Origin of the sequence: Pseudomonas sp. Ag1, assembly GCF_000278565.1 — a bacterium.
Lineage (GTDB): Bacteria > Pseudomonadota > Gammaproteobacteria > Pseudomonadales > Pseudomonadaceae > Aquipseudomonas.
Genome location: NZ_AKVH01000112.1, coordinates 93,376 through 117,603, shown reverse-complemented (window position 1 = coordinate 117,603; position 24,228 = coordinate 93,376). Strand labels below are relative to the sequence as shown.

General features: G+C 61.7%; 22 protein-coding genes. 10 read left to right on the top strand and 12 right to left on the bottom strand.

Going from position 1 to position 24,228, the window contains the following annotated elements; genetic code table 11:
- The first annotated feature begins 149 nt into the window (after positions 1-149).
- A complete protein-coding gene (locus A462_RS02725; protein WP_008439079.1) occupies positions 150-1,055 on the top strand; it encodes a cation diffusion facilitator family transporter in 906 nt (301 codons plus the stop codon).
- Here A462_RS02725 and A462_RS02730 read toward each other — a convergent pair.
- From A462_RS02730 to ureE, 5 genes are all read right to left on the bottom strand, one after another.
- Positions 1,027-2,157 (bottom strand): AGE family epimerase/isomerase, encoded by a 1,131-nt coding sequence (locus tag A462_RS02730; protein ID WP_008439078.1) that lies wholly within the window; start codon positions 2,155-2,157, stop codon positions 1,027-1,029. The genes A462_RS02725 and A462_RS02730 overlap by 29 nt on opposite strands.
- A 182-nt stretch (positions 2,158-2,339) precedes the next feature.
- Positions 2,340-2,912, bottom strand: coding sequence for a HupE/UreJ family protein (locus tag A462_RS02735; protein WP_008439077.1), 573 nt, complete (start codon positions 2,910-2,912; stop codon positions 2,340-2,342).
- Positions 2,913-2,936: 24 nt separating this feature from the next.
- The gene (ureG, locus tag A462_RS02740) at positions 2,937-3,551 is read right to left on the bottom strand and encodes an urease accessory protein UreG (protein ID WP_003217431.1); all 615 of its coding nucleotides are present in this window, start codon (positions 3,549-3,551) and stop codon (positions 2,937-2,939) included.
- 23 nt (positions 3,552-3,574) lie between these two features.
- Entirely contained in the window at positions 3,575-4,249 is a 675-nt protein-coding gene (locus tag A462_RS02745) for an urease accessory protein UreF (RefSeq protein WP_003217429.1), read from the bottom strand.
- Positions 4,246-4,746: an urease accessory protein UreE gene (gene ureE / locus A462_RS02750; protein WP_008439076.1), complete on the bottom strand. Its 501-nt coding sequence runs from the start codon at positions 4,744-4,746 to the stop codon at positions 4,246-4,248. Before ureE ends, A462_RS02745 begins: the two co-directional genes overlap by 4 nt.
- A 337-nt stretch (positions 4,747-5,083) precedes the next feature.
- Between ureE and A462_RS02755 the strand changes: the two genes are divergently transcribed.
- Complete coding sequence (locus A462_RS02755; protein WP_003217425.1) at positions 5,084-5,572, top strand: C40 family peptidase; 489 nt, start codon at positions 5,084-5,086, stop codon at positions 5,570-5,572.
- Position 5,573: 1 nt separating this feature from the next.
- Here A462_RS02755 and A462_RS02760 read toward each other — a convergent pair whose 3' ends face one another.
- Complete coding sequence (locus tag A462_RS02760) at positions 5,574-6,206, bottom strand: TetR family transcriptional regulator (protein ID WP_003217423.1); 633 nt, start codon at positions 6,204-6,206, stop codon at positions 5,574-5,576.
- 151 nt (positions 6,207-6,357) lie between these two features.
- Positions 6,358-6,807: a hypothetical protein gene (locus A462_RS02765; RefSeq protein ID WP_003217421.1), complete on the bottom strand. Its 450-nt coding sequence runs from the start codon at positions 6,805-6,807 to the stop codon at positions 6,358-6,360.
- Between the two features lie 368 nt (positions 6,808-7,175).
- Between A462_RS02765 and A462_RS02770 the strand changes: the two genes are divergently transcribed.
- Entirely contained in the window at positions 7,176-9,245 is a 2,070-nt protein-coding gene (locus A462_RS02770; protein WP_003217419.1) for an AsmA family protein, read from the top strand.
- A gap of 137 nt (positions 9,246-9,382) precedes the next feature.
- Here the strand turns inward: A462_RS02770 and A462_RS02775 are convergent, their stop codons facing one another.
- Both A462_RS02775 and A462_RS02780 read right to left on the bottom strand, forming a co-directional pair.
- Complete coding sequence (locus A462_RS02775; protein ID WP_003217418.1) at positions 9,383-9,913, bottom strand: ferritin-like domain-containing protein; 531 nt, start codon at positions 9,911-9,913, stop codon at positions 9,383-9,385.
- A gap of 98 nt (positions 9,914-10,011) precedes the next feature.
- A complete protein-coding gene (locus A462_RS02780; RefSeq protein ID WP_085984661.1) occupies positions 10,012-10,923 on the bottom strand; it encodes a LysR substrate-binding domain-containing protein in 912 nt (303 codons plus the stop codon).
- A gap of 124 nt (positions 10,924-11,047) precedes the next feature.
- Here A462_RS02780 and A462_RS02785 point away from each other — a divergent pair, with 124 nt between their 5' ends.
- The gene (locus A462_RS02785; protein WP_008439074.1) at positions 11,048-11,689 is read left to right on the top strand and encodes an FMN-dependent NADH-azoreductase; all 642 of its coding nucleotides are present in this window, start codon (positions 11,048-11,050) and stop codon (positions 11,687-11,689) included.
- Position 11,690: 1 nt separating this feature from the next.
- Entirely contained in the window at positions 11,691-11,996 is a 306-nt protein-coding gene (locus A462_RS02790; protein WP_008439073.1) for a DMT family transporter, read from the top strand.
- Here A462_RS02790 and A462_RS02795 read toward each other — a convergent pair.
- Positions 11,989-12,885, bottom strand: a complete 897-nt coding sequence (locus A462_RS02795) for a DMT family transporter (protein ID WP_008439072.1) — start codon at positions 12,883-12,885, stop codon at positions 11,989-11,991. The genes A462_RS02790 and A462_RS02795 overlap by 8 nt on opposite strands.
- A gap of 97 nt (positions 12,886-12,982) precedes the next feature.
- Here A462_RS02795 and A462_RS02800 point away from each other — a divergent pair, with 97 nt between their 5' ends.
- The 3 genes from A462_RS02800 to A462_RS02810 all read left to right on the top strand — a co-directional run bounded on the left by A462_RS02800 (position 12,983) and on the right by A462_RS02810 (position 15,355).
- Positions 12,983-13,777, top strand: a complete 795-nt coding sequence (locus tag A462_RS02800) for an AraC family transcriptional regulator (RefSeq protein WP_003217407.1) — start codon at positions 12,983-12,985, stop codon at positions 13,775-13,777.
- A 63-nt stretch (positions 13,778-13,840) separates the two neighbouring features.
- Positions 13,841-14,155 carry a PsiF family protein gene (locus A462_RS02805; RefSeq protein WP_003217404.1) on the top strand — a complete coding sequence of 105 codons (315 nt, stop codon included), beginning with the start codon at positions 13,841-13,843 and terminating at the stop codon, positions 14,153-14,155.
- Positions 14,156-14,341: 186 nt separating this feature from the next.
- Complete coding sequence (locus tag A462_RS02810) at positions 14,342-15,355, top strand: AI-2E family transporter (RefSeq protein WP_003217402.1); 1,014 nt, start codon at positions 14,342-14,344, stop codon at positions 15,353-15,355.
- Positions 15,356-15,489: 134 nt separating this feature from the next.
- On the opposite strand, the gene A462_RS02815 is transcribed toward A462_RS02810, so the two are convergent.
- A complete protein-coding gene (locus A462_RS02815; RefSeq protein ID WP_003217400.1) occupies positions 15,490-16,758 on the bottom strand; it encodes an Hsp70 family protein in 1,269 nt (422 codons plus the stop codon).
- Between the two features lie 288 nt (positions 16,759-17,046).
- Between A462_RS02815 and A462_RS02820 the strand changes: the two genes are divergently transcribed.
- Positions 17,047-17,994 carry a DnaJ C-terminal domain-containing protein gene (locus tag A462_RS02820; protein ID WP_008439071.1) on the top strand — a complete coding sequence of 316 codons (948 nt, stop codon included), beginning with the start codon at positions 17,047-17,049 and terminating at the stop codon, positions 17,992-17,994.
- Between the two features lie 2 nt (positions 17,995-17,996).
- On the top strand, positions 17,997-18,305 hold the full coding sequence (locus tag A462_RS02825) for a chaperone modulator CbpM (RefSeq protein ID WP_003217397.1): 309 nt from the start codon (positions 17,997-17,999) through the stop codon (positions 18,303-18,305).
- Positions 18,306-18,310: 5 nt separating this feature from the next.
- Here the strand turns inward: A462_RS02825 and A462_RS02830 are convergent, their stop codons facing one another.
- Entirely contained in the window at positions 18,311-24,226 is a 5,916-nt protein-coding gene (locus A462_RS02830; RefSeq protein WP_008439069.1) for an NEL-type E3 ubiquitin ligase domain-containing protein, read from the bottom strand.
- Positions 24,227-24,228 lie beyond the last annotated feature (2 nt).

The following is a 24,228-nucleotide window of genomic DNA, read 5'->3' as shown; positions in this document are numbered from 1 at the left end:
GCTGTTGTGGCGAGGGAGCAAGCTCCCTCGCCACAGGGTTTTGTCAGGCTTGAATATGCGGCAAATCGGCCAAAACAGGACATAAGGTACACTCCACCCCTGAAAACCCCGCCGCGCTGTGCGGTTCAAAGGTTTTGACAGGAGGATATGTGAGTAACCGAGGTGAGCAGTCGCTGCTCAAACAATCGACCATCCTGATGTTCGCCGTGGCGATCGCCGGGATTGTCACGGGGGTGGTGTCGGGCGCCCAATCGATTTTATTCGACGGCTTTTTCTCGCTGATCGCCACCGCCATCAAGGTGCTGATGCTGATCACGGCCAAGCTGATCGCCAAGAAAAGCAACGAACGTTTCCAGTTCGGCTACTGGCACCTGGAGCCCATGGTGCTGCTGATCGAGGGCAGTTTCCTGCTGTTGATCGCCATCTACGCGTTTCTCAACGGCGTGTTCGGCATTATCAATGGCGGGCGCGATATCGAGTTGGGCCTGGTGATCATCTATGCGGCGGTGTTTACCGTCGTCGAGTTCGCCTATTTTTTCTACGTGCGTTACCGCAATCGCACGCTCAAGTCGTCGCTGATCCAGTTCGACAACATCAGTTGGCTGGTGGACGCGATGCTGTCGGTGGGGCTGCTGGTGAGCTTCCTGGCGGCGCTGTTGCTCAAGTCCCAGGGCTATGGGCAGTGGGCGGTGTATGTCGACCCGTTGATCCTGATCCTGCTGGCGTTGAGCATGCTGGCGCCGGCCTTCAAGATCCTGCGCCCGGCGCTACGCGACGTGTTGGGAATTGTGCCGGACCAACTGGACGGCAAAGTGCGCGAAGTGATGGAGGCGGTCGTGGCCAGGCATGGTTTCGATGATTACGTGTCCTACGTGCAGAAGCACGGGCGGGCGCGGTTTATCGAGATTCATGTGGTGCTGCCGGCGGATTACCCGGTGGATAACGTCGCCACCCTGGACGGGCTGCGCGAAGAAATATCCACAGGGTTGGGCAAGCCCGACGCGGCCCGCTGGCTGACGATCAGTTTTACCGGGGACCGCAAATGGATTGCGTAAGGCCCAGGTAGCACGTCGCCAAGTGGTAAGGCGTGGTCGACGGCATGTCCCGTCGGCTCACGTGCCCCTTGGCATCCAGGCACTCATTCCAGCCTTTGTCGTGCAGGAAGCGTTGTTGCAGCGCCAGCAATTGGCGTTGCAGCACGGCTTCACTGTCGGGCCGCAAGGTCAGCGCCCGCAGGTATTCGGCCTGGGCCCAGATGCGCTGGGTGCCGTCGCGCACGCTGCCGTCCAGGGCGAGCATGCCGCTGACCGCACCGGTCAGGTTATCCACACCCTTTTGCTCGGCATAGGTGAACGCTTTGTTCAGCGATGTGTGCAGCGGTGTGCCGCGCAACAGGTCCGAAGATTCCAGCAGGAAGAACCATTCGAACTGATGCCCCGGTTCAAACCAGTTATCCACAGCGCCCAGCGGTTTTTCCATCATCACCCCGTGTTGGCGGTCGATGAAGCGCTTCTGCATGGCGTTGGCCAGGTCCAGCAACGCGTCTTGGGTGACGGCGTCCTCCCGCACGGCCAACGTGGCGAGGAAACCTTCGGCAAGGTGCATCAACGGGTTTTGCAGAGGGCCAGACTTGAGGGATGACCAGTTACGCTCCAGCACCGCTTCGTACAGGCCGTCGCCGGTGGCGAAGCGTTCGGCGACCACTTCCAGGGCGGCGTCGAGTACCGATTCCACCAGCGATTCACGTACCTTGGCCCAATAGTGGGCGCAGGCGAAGATGATGAAGGCGTGTGTGTAGAGGTCCTTGCGCTTATCCAGCGGCTTGCCGTGGGCGTCGATGCTGTAGAACCAGCCGCCGTGCTCGGCGTCGTGGAAGTGCCGTTGCAGGGAACGGAACAACGCGGCGGCGCGCTCCTCGGCAAAGGCTGCGCCGGGTTCACCGATCAGGCTGGCAAACAGGTACAACTGCCGTGCGCAGGCCATGGCGCGATAGCGTTGCGGGGGCAAAGGCCGATGATCGGCGTCCAGGGCCTCATAGGGCAGCGCCAGGTCGGCATTCCAGCCCGGGCCTTGCCAGAGCGGCACGATCAGGTCGTGGAAGTGCGTCAACACGGCGGTCAATTGAGGCTTGAGGGCGGAGCTTGGAGCGATGGGCATCGGCTGGCGTCGTCACGGCAGGGGTGTTTGCGCGACATGGTATCAGGCTTGGGATCGGTGTTGTCTTTACTGCCGCCTTCGCGAGCAAGCCCGCTCCCACATTCGATCGAGTTCCATTGTTGGAATGCAGTCGACTGTGGGAGCGGGCTTGCTCGCGAAGAGGCCCTCAGGAGCACCGAAAATCAGGCAGCGAGCAACCAAACCCCAGTCGCCGCCGAAACCGCACCCGCCACCCGCACCAACGGCGCAGCCGCCGCCGGCAGGAAACGCACCACGGCATAACCGGCAGCATGCAAAACCGCCGTCGCACCCACAAACCCTATGGCATACGCCCAAGGGCTGGACATGTCCGGCAGCTCCAAACCATGGGCCACGCCATGGAACAGTGCAAACAGCGCCGTCGCCGCCACCGCCACGAACAACGGCGGCCGCACCGCCAGCGCTACCGCCAGGCCCAGCGCCAGCACCGACGCGGCAATCCCGCTTTCCAGCGCTGGCAGTTCCAGCCCTTCAAAGCCCAGCATCCCGCCGATCAGCATGGTGCCGACAAACGTGCACGGCAGCGCCCAGCGCGCCGAGCCTTTTTGTTGAGCGGCCCACAGGCCCACGGCGACCATTGCCAACAAGTGGTCGATGCCGCCCAGCGGGTGGCTGATACCGGCCACCAGGCCGTTGTCGCCATGGCCGGGGTGGGCGAAGGCGAGGGCGGGAGTGAGCAGCAAGGCTGCGGCAGCGAGAAATGTATTGAGGCGCATGGACAGGCTCCTTGTGGGGGTTGATCAGGCTGCGGTCAGCAAGCCCTGGCGTTCGATGAAGGCGACGATTTCTTCCAGGCCGACGCCGGTTTTCTGATTGCTGAAGACGAAAGGTTTACCGCCGCGCATGCGCTGGGTATCGCTGTTCATCAGCTCCAGGGATGCGCCTACCAGCGGCGCCAGGTCGATCTTGTTGATCACCAGCAGGTCGGATTTGCAGATTCCCGGCCCGCCTTTGCGCGGCAGCTTGTCGCCGGCCGACACATCGATCACGTAGATGGTCAGGTCCGACAGTTCCGGGCTGAAGGTGGCCGACAGGTTGTCACCGCCGGATTCCACCAGGATCAGGTCCAGGCCGGGAAAGCGACGGTTGAGTTGGTCGACCGCTTCGAGGTTGATCGAGGCGTCTTCGCGAATCGCGGTGTGGGGGCAGCCGCCGGTTTCCACACCGATGATGCGCTCGGGCGCCAGGGCCTGGTTGCGCACCAGGAAGTCGGCGTCTTCGCGGGTGTAGATATCGTTGGTGACCACTGCCAGGTTGTAGCGATCACGCAGGGCCAGGCACAGGGCCAGGGTCAGGGCGGTCTTGCCGGAGCCGACCGGGCCGCCGATGCCGACGCGCAGGGGTTGGGTGTTCATGTGATTCTCCAAGATAAAGTGCCCTAGGAACGGAACAGGCGGCTGTACTGGCGCTCATGGGCCATGCACGCCAGGGACAGGCCAAACGCGGCGCTGCCGTAGTGATTGGGGTCAAGCTGGCTGGCGTCCTGCTGGGCTTGTTGCAGCAGCGGCAGCAGTTCGCTGGTCAGGCGCTGGGCGGCTTGTTGGCCCAGAGGCAGCGTCTTCATCAGCACCGCCAATTGGTTTTCCAGCCAACTCCACAGCCAGGCGGCCAGGGCGTCATCCGGGCTGATCTGCCAGGCGCGGGCGGCCAGGGCCCAGCCCAGGGCCAGGTGCGGTTCGGAGCGCTGTGCCAGGAACTCTCGGGCGGCGTCATCCAGCTCCGGTAAACCGTTCAATAGCTGGTGCAGGGAATAGCCCATCTGCCGGCTTTCCTGATAAAGCTCGCGGGTTTCACGGCTGGCGCGGTGTTCCTCGCACAACTGCGCGAGGCGTGGCCAGTCCTGTTCGGCGGCGGCCTGGCAGTGGGCGAGCAGCAGCGGCGCTTCGAAGCGCGCCAGGTTGAGCAACAGTTGATCGCTGATCCAGCGCCCGGCACTTGCCGGGTCGGTCACGCGGGCTTGCTCCACGGCCATTTCCAGGCCCTGGGAATAGCTGTAGCCACCAATCGGCAGCTGCGGACTGGCCAGACGCAACAGCGCCCAGGCTGGGTTCATAGGCGTACGCCGAACTGGTGCAGCTTGGGCGGGTAGTTGAAGTCTTCGTCGCCATGGCGGGAGTGGTGGTGGCCGCCGCCATAGGCGCCGTGTTCCGGCTGGAAGGGGGCCTCGATGGTCTCGGTCGTCGCGCCCAACTGATCGAGCATGGCCTTGAGTACGTAGTCATCGAGCAGGCGCAGCCAACCGTCACCCACTTGCAGGGCCACGTGGCGGTTGCCCAGGTGATAGGCGGCGCGGGTCAGTTCAAAGGCATTGCCGCAGGTGACGTGCAGCAGTTGTTCAGGCCGGGCACACACGCGTACGACACGTCCGTCTTCAGCCTGTAGGAATTCGCCATCGTGCAGCGGCGGTTGGCCGCGCTCCAGAAACAGGCCGACGTCTTCTCCGTCGGCACTGAAACAGCGCAGGCGGCTTTTGCTGCGGGCTTCGAAATTCAGCAGCAACTCTGCGGCCCAGACGGGTTGGGGGGCGATTCGGCGGTGGATCACCAGCATCAGAAAGCTTCCAGCTATGAGCGATAAGCAAGCTAGAGCAAGGGTCTTGCCAACCACGCGGGGAGTAGGAATTCCCTGTAGGCAGGCGACTTGTGCCACCTGATGGCGCAGGAAATTATTCCAAAATGTTTCATTTTGGTGCGTGGTTGGATTTATAGCACCGGATCCGGGCGCTCGGCGTTGAATTCCATTGTTTGGTGCATGAAATTTCTTTCATCTTTTATGAGTTTTGATTGCTTGGGACTTTTCCTACGCACTTGCAGGATTTGCCGTGCGTTGCGTTACGCGCTGTTTCATTAGGATTCCGCTCCGTATTTAATCTTCAGCGGTTTCCACCATGTACAAGTCATTTTTCTGTTTACTCATTGTCAGTTTGTCGCTCGCCATTTCATCTGCTTCGGCCAATCTTCAGCGTGCCCCGGCATTCGCGCCGCCACCTACTATCGACAACGTGATCGACCGCGCCCACGAGCTGTTGGGCACGCCCTATAAATTGGGCGGCGCTTCGGTGAAGCAGGGCTTCGATTGCAGCAGCTTCCTGGTGTACCTGTTCAAGACCGAAGCCAACATTCATCTGCCTCGCACCACCTCGGCGATGCACCGCTCAACCGCGGCCACGGTCAAGCGCAATGCGTTGCAACCGGGTGATGCGGTGTTTTTCAGGGGCAATGGGCGCGGCCAGGTCAGCCACGTCGGTCTCTATATAGGAGAGGGCAAGTTCATCCACTCGCCGCGCACGGGCAAAAGCGTGCGCATCGACTCACTGGCCAACAGCTATTGGAACCGGAACTACACCACCGCCAAGCGTTTTCACACCGTGCGCTGAGTTATTCGGTGCTGCCCAGGCCTTGCCAATGCTTGAGGCCGATAAAGATGAAACGCAGCTGCTGGGTGATCTTGGCTTGTGGCGTGAGGTGCGCAGGCAGCGCTTCGGCGGGCGGGTCGATAATGTCGGGCAGGGTGGCGAACACGCTCTTGACGATCAGGTCGGCCATCACGTGCAGGCCGTCGGCATCCAGGTGCTGGAGCTTGGGCATCAGGGTCAGGTCGGCGGCGAGGTCGCTGGCGATGTCTTCACGCAGGGCACCAATGGCTTGGCGAACGGCGAGGCTGCCACCGTATTGCTCGCGGGCCAGGAACAGGAATTGCGAACGGTTGGCGGCGACCACATCAAGGAAAATCCGCACGGAGGCATCAATGATGCCGCCCATCACGAATTCGTTGTGGCGCACCAGGCGAATCGTCGCGCGAAAGGTCTGGCCGACTTCACTGACCAATACCAGGCCCAACTGATCCATATCGGCAAAGTGACGGTAGAAACCGGTGGGCACGATGCCGGCGGTCTTGGCCACTTCACGCAGGCTGAGGCTGCCGAACCCACGGCCACACTCCATCAGATGGCGGGCTGCGTCCATCAGGGCGAGTCGGGTCTGTTGCTTCTGTTCGGCGCGGGGCAGCATTGGCAGGCGGGCTTTGTGGACAAGGACAGCGACGCACTCTAGCAAATCAGCTTTGCCAGCGTCGAACTTCAAAAGGGAGAAGGGCGTTGCGGTTCACACAAAGTCAAAGCCCGATCGGCTGATCGGGCTTTTTTCCAGGGCCAGCACGGGCTTAGCTCTGTGCTTGATGCAGTTCTGCCAGACGGTCAGCACCGCCTTCCACTACGCCGTCAGCATAAGCGCGTTTGTTGGCGCGGCTCGAACCATCTTCAACCAGGCCTTTCTGTTCCAGGCGATCACGGCCACCTTCGGCAACAGCGTTGCGTTCCATCAGGCGATCAGCGCCACCTTCAACCAGACCTTTCTGTTCCAGACGGTCACGGCCACCTTCAGCAACGCCTTCGGTGTAAGCACGTTTGTTGGCTTGTTCCGAACCGTTTTCAGTGATGCTGCCGTTGTAGTCGGTATTGTTCTTGTCCGAAGCGCCGCTGCGAGCCAGGGTTTGGCTGAAGTGGGAAGCGTCGGCCTTCACTTGTGGGGTTGCCTGTTCAGCAGCTGGCAGGGCAAATGCGCTGGTGGCCAGGAGGGAAAGTGCAAAGCTTGCGAGTATTTGGCGTTTCATGATGGGTTGCTCCTTGGGAGGGCGATAAATTGGGTACAGGGCTAATGCTACTCTTGATAAGTCGATATAAAAGTTCATAAACACAATGGTAATAATCAACAGAATTGATTGTTCCCTGCGAAGGCTCTATCTCGCAGGTCTCAAGCCCGCGCTTTTGCACCGAGGTGGGTATTTTCGACACGAACGTGGGTAACAACGGTGCGTCGTTGATGATTGAAACTGTCTGGTTGGTCAGGAAAGGCGGTTTTTATGAGGAATTCATCAATGGGGTTAAACCCCCGCGCCGTTTGTCAGTCGTAGCCATATAAGCTGTAGTCAAAACGCGCGCCGCAAAGCGCCCGCTCAGTCGTAACCTGGAGTCCTGTGCAATGACGCGCACTCGTAAAATTCTCGCCTGGAGCTGCGCCAGCTTCGTTTTGTTAATCGCCATTGTGGTGTTGGTCCTGGTGTTCTTTGACTGGAACCGGATCAAGCCGCCCCTCAACGCCAAGGTCTCCGAAGAGCTGCATCGACCGTTTGCCATCAATGGCAACCTGGCAGTGGTGTGGCAGCGCGAGCCCGATGAGGGTGGCTGGCGCGCCTGGATTCCGTGGCCCCATGTGATTGCCGAAGACCTGACCCTGGGCAATCCCGACTGGTCGAAAGCCCCGCAGATGGTCACCCTCAAGCGCGTGGAGTTGCGTATCTCGCCCCTGGCGTTGCTGGCCCAGCGCGTGGTGATCCCGCGTATCGACCTCACCGAACCGAGTGCGCAGTTGCAGCGCCTGGCCGATGGCCGCGCCAACTGGACCTTCAAGTTCGACCCCAAGGACCCGAATGCCGAACCGTCCAACTGGGTGGTGGACATCGGCGCCATCGGCTTCGACAAAGGCCATGTGACCCTCGACGACCAGACTCTCAAGACCCAGCTCGACGTCGTGATCGACCTGCTCGGCAAGCCGATCCCCTTCGGCGAGATCGTCGGCGATGCCGACGCCAGGAAAGCCCTGGAAAAAGGCTCGGCGCCGCAGGATTACGCGTTCGGCCTCAAGGTCAAGGGCCAATACCACGGCCAGAAACTCGATGGCACCGGCAAGATCGGTGGCCTGCTGGCCTTGCAGGACGCGGCCAAGCCGTTCCCGCTGCAAGCCCAGGCCAGGATCGGCGACACCAGCATCGCGCTGGCCGGCACCCTGACCGACCCGATGAACCTCGGCGCCCTCGACCTGCGCCTCAAACTCTCCGGCAGCAGCCTGGGCAACCTGTACCCCCTGACCGGCGTGACCTTGCCAGACTCGCCCGCCTATTCCACCGACGGCCACCTGATCGCCAAGCTGCATGAGGCCAGTGGCGCGTCGTTCCAGTATGAAAACTTCAACGGCAAGATCGGCAACAGCGACATCCACGGCAACCTCGGCTACGTCGCCAGCCAGCCGCGGCCCAAGCTCACCGGGGCGCTGGTCTCCAATCAGCTGTTGATGACCGACCTGGCGCCGCTGATCGGCGCCGACTCCAACGCCAAGCAAAAAGCCCGTGGCGGCGAAAGCAAGCAGCCGGCGACCAAGGTGCTGCCAGTGGAAGAGTTCCGCACCGAGCGCTGGCGCGACATGGATGCCGACGTCGAATTCACCGGCAAACGCATCGTCCACAGTGCCGAATTGCCGTTCACCGATCTCTACACTCACCTGGTGCTGAACGACGGGCAGTTGAGCCTGGAGCCCCTGCGTTTCGGTGTGGCCGGTGGCAAGCTCGACGCGCAGATTCGTCTCAACGGGCGCACCACGCCGATGGAAGGCCAGGCCAGACTCACCGCGCGCAACTTCAAGCTCAAGCAGCTGTTCCCGACCTTCGAGCCGATGAAAACCAGCTTCGGTGAGCTCAACGGCGACGCGGACATTTCCGGGCGCGGCAACTCCGTCGCGGCATTGCTTGGCACGTCGAATGGCGATCTGAAGATGTTGATCAACGACGGCGCCATCAGCCGCGGACTGATGGAAATCGCCGGGCTCAACGTTGGCAACTACGTGGTCGGCCGCCTGTTTGGCGACAAGGAAGTGAAGATCAACTGTGCGGCCGCAGACTTCGGCATCAAGTCGGGCCTGGCGACGACTCGCCTGTTTGTGTTCGATACCGAGAACGCGATCATCTACATCGATGGCACCGCGAACATGGCCAGCGAGCAGCTTGACCTGACCATTACTCCGGAGTCCAAAGGCTTCCGCCTGTTTTCCCTGCGCTCGCCGTTGTACGTCAACGGGCCGTTTATCAAACCGAATGCTGGCGTGAAGGCGGTGCCGCTGATGCTGCGTGGTGCGGGCATGGTTGCCTTGGGTGTGATTGCCGGCCCGGCGGCGGGCTTGCTGGCGCTGGTGGCACCGAGCGGCGATGAGCCGAACCAGTGTGCGCCGCTGCTGCAACAGATGAAGGAAGGCAAGGCACCTAAAACAGTGAAAGGCTAGCTGACAAAACCGTGAACCAAATGTGGGAGCGGGCTTGCTCGCGAAGGCGGTGGATCAGTCAAGAATGTTCCGACTGACCCACCGCCTTCGCGAGCAAGCCCGCTCCCACATGGGTTTTGCGGTGTTAGCTGTGTTAGTTACAGGTCCTTCAGAATATCCGCCATGTCGTCGGCGTGTTCTTCTTCCTGGGCCAGGATGTCTTCGAAGATCCGGCGAGTGGTCGGGTCTTTGTCACCGATGTACTGGATGATTTCGCGATAGCTGTCTACCGCGATGCGCTCGGCCACCAGGTCTTCGTAGACCATCTCCTTCAGCGTATTGCCGGCCACGTACTGCGCGTGGGAATTCTTCGACAGCAGGTCGGGGTTGAACTCCGGCTCGCCACCCAACTGCACGATACGCTCGGCCAACTTGTCGGCGTGTTCGGCTTCCTGGGTGGCGTGCTCGAGGAACTCCTCGGCGGCGACATGCGCCTTGACGCCATTGGCCATGAAGTAGTGGCGCTTGTAGCGCAGCACGCACACCAGCTCGGTGGCCAGTGATTCGTTGAGCAGACGCAGGATTTCCTGGCGGTCGGCGTCATAACCTTCGGTCACGGCACCGTTTTCGACGTTCTTGCGGGCGCGGTCACGTAAAGTGGCTACGTCAGACAAATGTGAGTCAGTCATCTCATTCTCCTGGTACTAATCCGGTTTTGCGCCACGCTCTGCCGGCGTGATCGCTCCAAGTTGTGAGTCCCAGGCAACGCAAAAAGTTTTATCGGATTTTACAGAGCGTGCCCCGACAGCCGCGCTTCCTCCTGCAACCACTCAAAAAACGCCCGGACCGGCGGGTGCCGTTCCCGTCCCGGTACGCACAGGGCGCTGTAGCCGGCGCCGTTGACGCGGACCTGTGGCCGGTAAGGCACCAGCAACCCGCTGGCGACGCTTTCCGAGACCAGGATATTGCTCGCCAGCACCAGGCCCTGGCCGGCGATGGCCGCTTGCAGGGCGTAGTGTTCTTCGTCGTATTCGCGCAGCGGCGAAGCGGATTGCAACCAGTCTTCCCCGGCCTTTTCGCACCAGGCCTGCCAGCCCAGGGCGTACAGCCTGGAGTTGTGCCAGCGCACGCTGATCAGGGTCGGGGTGCGCTCGCGCGCCAGGGCGACTTGTTCGGGGGAGCCATACACGGCGAAACATTCGTCGAACAGGCACAAACCGTACAGGTTCGTGTAGTCGTCGATGCTGTAGCGGATCACCAGGTCGACGCTGGCATCCTGCTGTAAATCGACCACGGCGCAGTTGGTGTCCAGGCGCAGGCTGATATCCGGATGGGCGGCATAGAAGCGCCCGAGTCGCGGCACCAGCCACAGAGCGGCAAACGCCGGCGTAGTGGAGAGCGTGAGATTGCCGGCGCTGCGCTGCGGGCGCAGGGTGTCGACGCTTTGCGCGACGTCCAGCAGCGCGCCGTGCAGGCTGTGGAACAGGCGCTCGCCGCGTTCCGTCAGGCGCACCTGGCGCGGCAGGCGCTCGAACAGTGGCACGCCGAGCCAGGTTTCCAGGGAGCGAATCTGATGGGACACCGCCGTCGGCGTGACCGACAACTCCTGGGCGGCGGCCTTGAAGCTCAACAGGCGCGAGGCCGATTCAAAGGCGCGCAGGGCGGTCAGGGGCAGCGAGGCAAACATGTGTGGCTCCATGGATGAATTCAGTTCATCCAAAGCAACTATTGCTCATTTGTGAGGGTGGCCGCTCGGCTCTAGATTTATGCGCAACAGAGGCAGCCATTCAGGTTGCCTGAGTCTAGCGTGTGAAGGCCTACAGATGAAAAAAATGCTTGCGATCCATTCCAGCCCCCGCGGCGAACGTTCCCACTCCCGGCGCCTTGCCGAGGTGTTCCTGGCCGCCTGGCACACCGCCAATCCCTACGCGCAGCTGACCCGCCGCGAAGTGGGCCGGGCGTCGATTCCCCACGTCAGCGAAGCCTTTATTGCCGCCAGTTTTCACCCCGAGCCGCAGTCTATGCCCTTGTCCATGCACGCTGATTTGCAACTGAGCAACGAACTGGTGGCCGAGCTAGTCGAGCACGATTTGCTGGTGATTTCCGTGCCGATGTACAACTTCGGGATTCCCAGCAGCCTCAAGGCCTGGATCGACCAGATCGTGCGCATGGGCCATACCGTGGATATCACCCAGGACAGCCAGGGCATCGCCCAGTACCAGCCGTTATTGTTGGGCAAAAAGGCCTTGATCATCACCAGTCGCGGCGGCAGCGGCTTTGGCCCGGGCGGGGAAAACGAGGCGATGAATCACGCCGATCCGCACCTGCGGACCGCGTTGGGGTTCATCGGCATTGAAGATGTCACGGTGATCGCCGCAGAAGGCGAGGAGTCCGACCCGAGCGTTTTCCGCCGTTCCTGCGATGCAGTCGAAGGGCAACTGCGCGACCTGGCCGGGAGCTTCTGAAGTGTCGTGGCTTTTCCTGCTGATCGCCGCCGGCTTTGAGGTGACCTTCGCCATGGGCATGAAGTACGCCGAGGGATTCACCCGGCTGTGGCCATCGCTGGTCACCGTCATCGCGGCCGTGGGCGGGATCTACTTCCTGACCCTGGCCATGCGTGAGTTGCCGGTGAGCGTGGCCTACCCGATCTGGACTGCCATCGGCTCACTGGGCACGGTGTTTCTCGGTTTCGCGTTGCTGGGGGAGAGCCTGACGCTGATCAAGCTGATGTCGGTGGGCTTGATCGTCGCCGGTGTGGTGGGGCTCAAGTAGCTTCCTGCGCGCTGACATTGCTGCGAACCGGCGTCGTCCAGCGCTCCGACAAAATCACCCCGCCCAGGGTCAGCAAGCCGCCCACCAGGTGATACATCGCCAGTTGCTCCTTCAACACCACTGCGGCAATCAACGCGGTGATCAGCGGCAGCAGGTTGAAAAACAGCGTGGTGCGGCTTGGGCCGAGGGTCTTCACCGAATGCATCCAGGCCAGCGGCGCGAGCATCGAGGCCAGCAGGCAGGCGTACAGCACCAGCGGGATATTCGACCAGCCAAGGCCGGCCTTGTCGGAGAGCAGGAACAGCGGAAACAACACCACCACCGCCACCAGCACCTGCAGATACAGCAACACCAGTGGCGGCAAGCGCAGCTGCCATTTTTTCAGCAGGGTGCTGTAGACCGCGTAGGCGAGGGTGGCCACCAGCATCATCGCGTCACCTATATTCAGCCCGTGTTGCAGCAGGGCGCTGAGACTACCGGCGGAAACCACCACTACCACGCCGGCAAACGACAGCACGGCACCGGTCAGGGCGCCGAAGGTCAGGCGCTGGCCAAGGCTGATGATTGCGGCGGTAAGAGCCATCAGTGGCATCAGCGAGAGGATAATGCCCATGTTGGTGGCTGAGGTCAGGTTCGCGGCGTAATACGCCAGGCTCTGGTACACCGCCATGCCCAACACGCCGAGGATGAAGATCTTGCCCAGGTTGGGACGAATCAGCGGCCAGTTGGCGATGACGGGTTTGAGCATGAACGGGGTAAACAGCAGGCCGGCCAGCAGCCAGCGGTAAAAACCGATCTCGGCAGGGAAAATCGTCCCCACCGCGAGTTTGTTGACCACGGTATTGCCGGCCCAGATAAAAATGGCCAGTAACGGATAAGCGTATTGCATCGAAAAGAACCAATTGCGTCTATGAGCGGTGATTATCCTTTGTCTGGATCGAAGCCTATACTTCGATCCAGCCATCCGACCTTTGTATCCAGACAACATGCTCAAGAAGTACATCAACCTTCCCGATTTTGACCAGTTGCCGGCCCCGGTGTATTTCCGTTATTCGGAATTCGAGGCTGACACCCATGCCAGTGCGCACCAGCATGCCTGGGGTTCCCTGGACTACTCGGCCCGTGGCGTGATGCGCTTTGAAGTGGCCGGCAGTCGCTTTATGTCGCCGCCGCAATATGCGGTATGGATCCCACCCAACACCCAGCACAGTTCCTACAACGCCCAGGCGATCGTCTACCGCTCCGTATATCTGGCGCCCGCCTTGTGCGAGCAATTGCCGGCGCAGCCGTGCACCCTGACCATCAGCGATATCCTCAAGGCGATCCTCAGTGATTTCGCCGAGCGTGATGTCAACATTCCCGAGAACGAAGCCGACGTGCGCCTGGCCCAGGTGCTGGTAGACCAGCTCAGGCAGGCGCCGGTGCACGATTGTTTCCTGCCGTATGCCAGCCATCCCGGGTTGCTCAGTGTGCTGGAGGGCATGCAGGCCGACCCTGGCGATAACCGCGCGCTGGCCCAGTGGGCGCAGCAGGTGCATGTCAGTGAGCGCACCCTGGCGCGGCAATTTGTGCGTGAGCTGGGGATGAGCTTCGGCGAATGGCGCCAACGCCTGCGGTTCCTGGCGTCGATCGAAGCGCTGGACAGCGCGCGCAGCGTCCAGGAAGTTGCGTTTGACCTGGGCTACAGCACGGCCTCGGCGTTTATCGCGATGTTCCAGCGCCAGGCCGGCTGCACGCCGGAGCAGTATCGCCGGACCCATATACGCGGCAGGAAGGTGTAACAGGGTTTGACTACACTGCTGGGGAGGCCGTGCCCCTCGGCACGGTAACAGGGAGAAAACTCCATGAAGATGCTGCGTATTCCGCTGTTGATGATGGGCCTGCTGCTGTGTTCCCAAGGCTTTGCCGCGACTGCCGCACAGACGGCTCAGCAACAAAAAATGACTACTTGCAACGCCGAAGCCAAGACCAGTGGCAAGACCGGTGATGATCGCAAGGCGTTCATGAGCAACTGCCTCAAGGCGGCCCCGGCGGCCAACGACGCCAAGACCCTGACCCCCCAGCAACAGAAGATGAAAGATTGCAACGCCACCGCGAAAACCCAGGCGCTGACCGGCGATGCGCGTAAAACCTTTATGAGCACCTGCCTGAAGAAATAATGATGCAGAACTCTGTGGGCGCTGGCTTGCCTAAGATTGCGACCTGACAGTCGATGCCTTTGTTGGCTGACCCACCGCCATCGCAGGCAAGCCAGCTCCCACATTGGACCGCGTTTAGACTTCTCGCTTGATTCACCCAACGCTGGCAGACTGCCCATCCTTTAACGCCGTTCGTTTTGAGGCTGTATGCCAACGTTTTCTCAGCGTCACGTGTTGTTGTTGGTCAGTTGCGTGCTGATTTTTGGCGGGCTGCTGCTGGTTTTGCCATTGAAGTTGCTGCCGAGCCTGCTGGCCGGGCTGCTGGTGTATGAGCTGGTCAACATGCTCACCCCGCAGTTGCAGCGGTTGATCGAAGGCCGGCGTGCGCGCTGGTTGGCGGTAGCCTTGCTGGGGACCTTGATCGTCAGCATCCTGACCCTGATCTTTGCCGGGGCCATCAGCTTCCTGCTGCACGAAGCGGAAAACCCCGGGGCTTCCCTCGATAAGTTCATGGGCGTGGTCGACCGTGCCCGCGGCCAGTTGCCGCCGTTCCTCGACGCCTACCTGCCGGCCAGCGCCGCCGAGTTCCGCGTGGCCATCGGCGAATGGCTGAGCAAACACCTCAGCGAACTGCAACTGGTGGGCAAAGACGCCGCGCACATGTTCGTGACCTTGTTGATCGGCATGGTGCTGGGGGCGATCATCGCCCTGCAACGGGTGCCGGACCTGACCAAGCGCAAACCCCTGGCGGCCGCGCTGTTTGATCGCCTGCACCTGCTGGTCCAGGCCTTTCGCAACATCGTTTTCGCGCAGATCAAGATCGCCGCGCTGAACACCGCGTTCACCGCGATCTTCCTCGCGGTGGTGCTGCCGTTGTGCGGGATCCACCTGCCGTTGACCAAGACGTTGATCGTGCTGACGTTCCTGCTGGGCCTGCTACCGGTGATCGGCAACCTGATGTCCAACACCCTGATCACCATCGTGGCCTTGTCGCTGTCGATCTGGGTGGCGGTGGCGGCGTTGGGCTACCTGATCGTGATCCACAAGGTCGAGTACTTCCTCAACGCGCGGATCGTCGGCGGGCAGATCAGTGCCAAGTCGTGGGAATTGTTGCTGGCGATGCTGGTGTTCGAAGCCGCGTTCGGCCTGCCGGGGGTGGTGGCGGGGCCGATTTATTATGCGTACTTGAAGAGTGAGTTGAAGCTGGCGGGGATGGTTTAGGCATTGATGTTGCCTGGACTGGCCCCTTCGCGAGCAAGCCCGCTCCCACATTTGACCGAGTTCCAACTTTGGAATGCAGCCGAATGTGGGAGCGGGCTTGCTCGCGAAGGGCGCGCCACGGTTTCAGCTAAAACTCAGTAGCCGTAGCGCTTGCTGGCCTCAATCGCCAGACCACTGCCAATACTGCCAAAGATGTTCCCTTCCACATGCTGCGCATTCGGCAGCATCGCCGAGATGCTGTGGCGCAGCGCCGGAATCCCGCTGGAACCCCCGGTAAAGAACACCGTGTCCACCTGGGCCACGTCCACCGAGGCGTCGTTGAGCAGTTGCGTCACCGCATTGCGCACCCGCTCCAGCAAGCCATCGATGGCCGACTCGAACAACGCCCGGCTCAATTCCACGCTCAACCCCGGCTCGACCCGGTCCAGCAACACATGGCGGCTGTCCTGCCGGGTCAGCTGGATCTTGGTTTCTTCCACTTCCATCGCCAACCAGTGCCCGGCGCGCTGCTCGATCAGGTTGAACAGGCGGTCGATGCCACCCGTGTCCTCGATGTCGTAGCGCATGCTGCCCAGCGCCAGCTTGGATTTCTGCGAGTACACCGAGTTGATGGTGTGCCAGGTCGCCAGGTTCATGTGGTGGCTGGTGGGCATATAAGCGCCGCTCTTCATGCGGCTGCCGTAGCCGAACAGCGGCATCATGCCGGCCAGCGAGAGCTGCTTGTCGAAGTCGGTACCGCCGATGTGCACACCGCCGGTGGCGAGGATGTCGTCGTGGCGGTTGTCGATCTGGCGGCGCTCGGGCGACAGGCGCACCAGGGAGAAGTCGGAGGTACCCCCGCCGATGTCGACAATCAGCACCAGCTCTTCTTTCTCGATGGTGGACTCGTAGTCGAAGGCCGCGGCAATCGGTTCGTACTGGAACGAGATGTCCTTGAAGCCGATCTTGCGGGCCACGTCCACCAGGGTGTTCTCGGCTTCCTGGTCGGCCATCGGGTCGTCGTCGACGAAAAATACCGGACGGCCCAGCACCACTTCGTCGAACTCACGCCCGGCGGTGGTCTCGGCGCGGCTCTTGAGTTGGCCGATAAACAGCGCCAGCAGGTCGGTGAACGGCATGGCCGTGCCCAATACACTGGTGTCGTGCTTGATCAGCTTGGAACCCAGCAGGCTCTTGAGCGAGCGCATCAGCCGGCCTTCGTAGTTTTCCAGGTACTCGTGCAGGGCCAGGCGACCGTACACCGGGCGGCGCTCTTCGAAGTTGAAGAACACCACCGACGGCAGCGTGATCTTGTCGTCCTCCAGCGCGATAAGCGTTTCCATGCCGGGACGAATCCAGCCGACGGTGGAGTTGGACGTGCCGAAGTCGATACCGCAGGCACGGGCTGGGGATGGGTTTTTCATGTCAATCGGGTTCCGGTTGAAAAACGGCCGCGCAGTGTATGCCACCCGCGTGCAGATGCGTAGGCCGACTATCCGCTAAATACAACGCACTTGTTACCTTGAAAGCCCGGCCTTTGCCCCCAAATCCTCCCCATACGGTTGGTGGCTGCAGGATTCTGCCCGCAGCGCCGATAAACTTCTGACGCACCCTTCGGTCACAAGATTGAGATCGGTCAATCCAGACGCCGCAAACAGGCGCATGCTGTGACGCTGGCAGTGCGATATCGATAATGGATGGTGATGCCCCCGATGGACTTCAAAGACTATTACAAGATTCTCGGTGTAGAACCCACCGCTGACGACAAGGCGATCAAGGCCGCCTATCGCAAGCTGGCGCGCAAATATCACCCGGACGTGAGCAAGGAAAAGGACGCTGAAGCCAAGTTCAAGGACGCGTCCGAAGCCTATGAAGCGCTGAAAAGTGCCGACAAGCGCGCCGAATACGACGATCTGCGCAAGTACGGCCAGCATGGCCAGCCGTTCCAGGGCCCGCCAGGCTGGCAGAGCCGTGGTGGCTATGGCGGCGGTGGCCAGGACACCGGCGACTTCTCGGACTTCTTCAGCTCGATCTTCGGTTCGCGCGGCAATGGTTTTGGTGGTGCCCAGGGCCGCAGTGCCGGGCGCCGGGGGCAAGATGTGGAAATGGAACTGCCGGTCTTCCTCGAAGAGACCCTGTCCAACGAGTCCAAGCAGGTCAACTTCCAGGTGCCGCAATACAACGCGGCCGGCCAGCACGTCAGCAACACCACCAAGAGCCTGAACGTGAAGATCCCGGCCGGTGTGGCCGACGGCGAGCGCATCCGCCTCAAGGGCCAGGGCGCGCCGGGGATTGGCGGTGGTGCCAATGGTGATCTGTACTTGATCATCAAGTTCGCGCCACACCCTAAATTCGATGTGGAAGGTGAGAACCTGATCATCACCCTGCCACTGGCCCCGTGGGAGCTGGCGTTGGGCACGGAAGTGGCGGTGCCGACCCTCACCGGCAAGATCAACCTCAAGGTGCCGGCCGGCAGCCAGAACGGCCAGCGCATGCGCGCCAAGGGCCATGGCTTGTTGAACAAGGCCGGGCAGCGCGGTTATCTGTTTGTGCAACTTAAGGCGGTGATGCCGAAAAACACCGACGACGAGGTCAAGGCGTTGTGGCAGGAACTGGCACAAAAAGCCGCCTTCGATCCAAGAGAATCATGGAGTAGCTAACAATGAGCAGTCCCCGTTTGGTTCAAGTGAACATGGCAGAATTCTGTGAGGCCACCGACCTGTCGGTGGCCTACGTGATCGAAATCGTCGAGCACGGCATCGTTGAACCGGTGGGGACCAGTCCCGAGTCCTGGCGCTTCACCGATTACGAACTGGCCCTGGCCAAGCGCGCCTCGGCGCTGCAAAAGGACCTGGAGCTGGAATGGGAAGGCGTCGCCCTGGCGCTCGACCTGCTGGAAGAGGTCCAGCAACTGCGGGCCGAGAACCAGATGCTCAAGCAACGGCTGGGGCGGTTGGTGCAAACGCCCTGAATCCATCAGGTGATGCTGCAGCGCGCCTTGCACGGCACCCAGTCGCGCAGGGTCAGCGAGCGAATCAGTTGCGCCTCGTCCACGGCCAGTTGCAGTTGCACATTTTCAGCCTGGGTTGCGTATGCCTCATCACTGAGGGCGCCGGCATCGTGTTCCTCGGATAACGCATTCAAGCGCACGTCATGGGGCCCCCTCAGGACTCTGAACTCATCGTCATAATGGTTGCGAATAAAGGCCTGCCAGAATTCGCGGCCTAACAGCGACTGTACGAGCTTCTTGGAGTTGTCCAGTTTTTCTAATGTGATGGCGGCATTATTCAGGATCTGCGGCGCTACCTGTCCCGTTGCGAGGTAGCGGGCATCGTTGGGCTGACCGGGCAGGCCGAGGCGGCGGGCCAGGCCCATGCGATAGGCCAGGCGAATTTCAATATCTTCCAGTTTTTCCAGGGCGGCGACTTTTTGTTCAGGGGTCATGGTCGACGTGCGAATCATGCCTTCTCGAACCCGAATGTCTGCGCTGGCTAATTTTTCCACCTCGTCCAGGCGAAAAAGACCTTTGGCCAACGTGTAGAGTGCCGGTCCCGCCTCGCCATCGGCGGCATAGCGCGTGGCTTGCCACGTCAGCACCTTGGTCTCCATGTCACTGAACACCAGGGCCGACCGATCGCCGCAGCGCGGGTCACCCGCCAGGTTGAACAGCTCTTCACGCAAGCCATCGTCCCGGGCCGCATCGAGCAATTGCCACAGGCGCGATTGCAGGTCGGTATAGCGGCTGCGGTACTCCGCCGATTCTTTGAGGTTGTCGAGGATATCGAGGAAGATCTGCGAACCGGGTTTCTCGGCAATCGACTCCCACAGGCTGCGTCGTACGTCGATTTCCTCGGGTGACAGACCATCCATCCAATGCTGGTATGCCGGCTCCGGTGTGTCGTCCACGATCTGTTCTTGAGGCGCGTGAACCTCGACTGTAGCGGGCTGTGGCGCCCGATAACGCATCGCGCCGGGCTGCCGGCCCGCTGCTGCCTCGCGGTGGAGCAAGGTTGCATTGCTCCAATACTCGACCAACTGCCTGCGGGCTTCGGTGCTCAGCGGGTTGCCGTCGATAAAGGTGACGTTGTTGACGTAGATGAATGCCTCGGCCTCCTCGGGCAGCGGGTTGACCAGGGACTCGGGCAACTGCGTGATGCGGTTCTGCGCCAGGTTAACGATGTCCAACGCCTGATGTGGCCCCAAGCCCTGCGGCCACTCGGTGATCCCGGTGTTTTTCAAATTCACCCTACGCAGGTTCGGCAGGGTTGCGAAGTTGGGGGTACGCGCCAGGGGGTTGCGGCTCAGATTGATGATCTTGAGTGAGGTGAGCCCCTCCAGCAGATCCACGTCGGCCTCGCTCAGGGAAAGTTGGTTGCTCCTGAGGTCCAGGCGGGTAAGCCGAATCATCCGGGCAACGCTGGGCGGGATTGAACGCAACTCTCCGTACGACAGGTCGAGCCAACGGGTGTGACTGAAGTGGCCGAGAAACTCATCCAGGCCGTATACGGATTGCATGTCCTGAAGCTTGATTGACCCAACGTGGCTGAAATCTGCTTCCAGCGCAGGCAAGTCGCCGACTCTCAAGCCGAGTGCTTCAAGGGTGTAGCCGGCGGGAGAACCATCTTGGGCCAGCACTTTGGGAGTCATGCGCCGCCAGCACGCCTTGAGGTCTCGAGCGAATTGCTGGCGATGGTTGGCATCCCCTGCACGCAGGTTTTCGCTGTCGGCAGCCACCAGGAACCGTTGTGTGGCCCAGGCGTTCAGTTGGGTGCTCAAGGTTTGCCACTCGCCTTCCAGGCGCGTCAGTTCAGCCGGCGCCCCGTCGCCTGCGTGCAATACGAATTGCTCGTTTTCCTCCTCGCTGTAGGCGGGAAACAGATCCCTTATCCGCCGCATTTCGTCGGTGTGGCTCAAGGGTACTTCGAAGGCGCCAGGCTGGCCGCCGTTGCGCCAGCCCGGGCGAGTTTGTGCCAGGCGAGCGATGTACGCCCGCATCTGCTGATTGGCTTGCGGGGTGAATGGGTTGTCACGCAGGCGGGTCATGCGGTTGAGACGGATGCTGGCTTCCACGTTTTCGGGGGCTGGGTTGAGCAGGCTGTCGGGCACCGCGCTCAGGTGATTGCCGGACAGGTCGACTTCTCTCAGCTCCGGCAGTTCCAGCAGGCCTGTGGGCCACTGATTGATCCGGGTGTCACGCAGCTCCAGCTTGCGCAGTCGTAGCAGCGGGCTGAAATCCGGCAGGGTGCCCAAGGGGTTATCGTTCAGGCACAGTTCTTCCAGGCGGCTCAGGCCGGCCAGTTGGCCGGCGCTGATTTCGCTCAGGCGGATGGCATTTTTCGACAGGTCCAGGTGCGTCAGCGCCTTTATGGCCGTGATTGCTTCGGGCAGTTCGGTCAGCGTATGGCGTCCGATACCGCCGACTTGTTTGAGGGTCAAACGTTTCAGATTGGGGAAGTTGCCAAGGAACTGCCCGGGGCCGTCGCTGAAGCTCACGTAGTCGAGAACCAACTCCTCGACATGGGCAAAATCGGCGTTGAGTTTGGGCAGGTTCACCTGGGCGCTGATTTCCAGTCGGCGCCCGGTGTAGGCCCCGGCACGGTCCACGGTCTGTCGGCGCCAGCAATCTCTCAATGCATCGGCCACTGACTGCTCCCGGCCTCCCGGGTTTACCTCAAATGGACGCCGGCTCGTATCTTCTCGGGCACTGCGATTCACCCAGTCCTTGAGTGCGCGTTTGAGGGCGGCGTACTGGTCTTCCCGGCGCGTCAACTCAGTGCGCGCATCGCTCCCGAGGGTCTCGATGAAGGCTGTGGCCTGCTCGTCGCTGAACCCCGGATACAGCTTGCGCACCCGCGTATGGGTGCTGCGCAATTGAGTGAGTTTGTGCAGCGGGGAGCCGCCCCGCAGGCGCAGGTCTCCTGCCAAGGGTTTGCGCAGCATCGGGTATTCCAGCAGCACCGAGCGCAGCTCGTCCCGGGCCAATGGCGTTTGTCGCACCCGCTGCTTCAGGGTGCCGGCGTCCCGTGCGGCTTCGCCAAGTGCTCGACGCTGGCCCTGTTCAAGGCGTGCCAGAACGGCGCCATACAGGTCGGTGGCGCCGAACGCCCCGTCTTCACCCATCGCCAGCATCAGCGGCGGTGCGTCGGCCTCTGGACCGACGGCGTCGATCAGTGGCCCCTGTTCGCTGCCCAAGCGGATTTCCACCCGCAGGCTCGGGTCCCAACCCGGCAAGCTGGGCAGGGTATGCAGGGCCAGGCGCAGGCTGTCCGGGCTCTGCAGGGTGTCGAGGAACAAGCCTTCATAGGCCCGTGCCATGCGCACTTGCTGCTGGCTTTCGCGCGCCAGGGCGGTGAGCCTTGGTGACAACTGCTGATGGCCACTCAGCGTGGTTAAATCCGCGTCCGTGGCGGTTTCCAGCAACTGCCTGGCAACCTCCGCCGGCAGGCCGGAAAACCTGTCCATGAGCTGCTGTACCGGGGGCGAGCGGGTCAGGTTATGGGCGCGATAATCCGCGTCGAACAGCGAGGTCCGACTGTCCCGGGCGGCCTGGGCAACTTCGCGGCGCCACAGCATCGTCTGTTCGTCCAGCACCCGGGGAGTCGGGTCGAGGACCGCCGGATAGGTCAAGCCTCGGTGCGCCACCACGCGCTCGGTGATCGCCGGGTCGGCCAGCGCATAATCCAGCGGGTCGTCACTGCCCATCTTCTCGATAAACGTCTCGATCCGCTGATGGATGCCAAAGCGCGCCAGGCTGTCACTCAACAGGGCGGGCGGCGGTTGCAGGTCCACATGCAGTTGGCGCAGTTGATCGGCGCGAGTGCCACTGGCCAGGCGTGCCTGTTCCAGTTGTGCGTCGCTCAAGCCCCGGGTGCGATAACCCAGGCGGCGCATCAGCGCCGGGCCGTCCCAGGTCAGTGGCTCTTCACCTTCATGCAGCCAGGCGCCCGCGCCGTTATGCGCCACCTGCGGGGCATAAGCGTCGGAGCGTGTGGGGTGTTGTATGCGATAGGTGTCGCCGTCGGGCTCGGGTTTGACGGCATACAGTTGATCGTCGAGGGGCAGCAGCGGCTGCTGGTCGTGGCTGTGCAAGCCCAGGTCATCAAACGTGGCGTCCTTGGGCAATACGACGGGGCTGCGATAAGGCGTAAGGTCCGGCTTCCATAGCCGTAGCTCGCCACCTGGCAAACGAACCGGCTTGAGCCCTTGTACCAACGCGGGTGTAGGCGGTGCAGCGAGCTTTTGCAGGCCTTTCCCCGCGCCGGCCAGCAGCGCCATGGCGGCCAGGTTTTGGGCGACGTCGAACCAGTGCGCCTTGGCCGTGTCACGGTCGCCTTCGGCCCAGTCGATCACGCCTTCGAAGGTTTCGTAGAGCAATTGGCCCGCCATGGCGGCCAGCATGATTTCGCCGAGCACCGGGACGAACGCCAGTCCCAGGCCGAGCACGGTAGCGCCGGCCTCCAGCCAACGGGCGATTTTTTGCCCGCGCACCCGGGCGTCGACATCGGCGGTGGGCACTGCCTGGTCGCGCGCATCGCCGAGGGCCTTGTCGCGGCCATGCTCAAACAGGTTGGCCCACAGGTCGACGTTTTCAGCCCACAGGCCCTGTCTTGAGACCACCATCAGGTACAGGTCGGGAGCGCCCGTCTTCACCACCCTGCAGCCGGCTTTCGGGGGCGGAAGCGACTGGGGCATGACCGTCGTAGTCAATACCGGGAAGGCCAGTTGCAGCATTGTCTGGGTCACCGGCGAACGCGCTACTGCGTCGACGGCGGCGGTGGAGTCCGCAGCGGGTTCGGTAAACCGGTTGAAGAACGCCGGCTTGTCATGCTCATTGAGAAACTGGCTGAAAAAATGCTGGTAGCTCGTGGGCGTCGGGCGGTTGTTATTGCCGGATTCGCTTGGCGCTTTGTCGCGCGCCACCCACTGGCGGTTCAGTTCGGTTTTCAGCGCATCAAGGCTGTTGTAGCGCTTGAGCGGGTGCTCCGGATCGTGGGGCAGGTAGACGATGAAGTCGGTGGCATAGCGATATTTTTCCACCGGTGTAAACACCACGCTCCCCATGAGCGCGCGGTCCATCACGCTCAGGCAACTGAACCACACCGGCTTGCCGCCCAGCGTCGGGTTGCGTTCGCCGTCGACCACCTTGAGCACCATGGTGAAGTCATCCGGGAGAATGTCCTGCTTGAGCAGCGCCAGGTACGCCGCAGCCCTGAGGGCATCCTTCTGGCTGGTGATCACGGCGTCGCGCAACCGGGTGGCGGCCGTCTCGTCGGTGGGCAGTAATGTTTCCTTGAGGTGCGCCTGGTAGCGGGCACCCACGTCCAGCGTACGGCACAGCCTGATAAAGGCGGGTACGGTCAGCGCCGGGCTGATCCTGGGAGAGGCGCCTTCCCGGTCCGGGTATTGGGTGAACCCGGAGGCAGGATCGAATGCGCCGTCTTCACCTTCACTGGCTTCAAAGTTATGCAGGGCAGCCTGCACCAGCGACACCTCCAGTACTTTGTATTCGCCGGCCTTGATCCCCAGGGTGCCGAGCCTCAGCGGCTCATACAAACGAAGAGAGGTGCCTTCGACATCCACGGTGAGGTTGAATTGTTCTTTCAGCGCGCCGTTGAGCAGGCCTATGGCGAAGGGCTTGAGTGCCTGGACGTTGGCCAGGTGTTTATCCACCGCGTGTTGGGATTTGAAACTGGTTTCATTGAACCCCTTCAGGGTTCTTCGCTGCAGCGGCGACAAGCTGTCCATCCACTGCGCCTGTTCGAGCCTGGCCTGTTTCAACGCTTCTATGCGGTGGGCCGGCGCCTGTACCAGCCAGTCCGGAATGGCCTGGCGAATGAACGCACTGTTGTCGTCGGAAGATGAGAGGGGAGTAACGGAGGGGGCATCCTGCATGG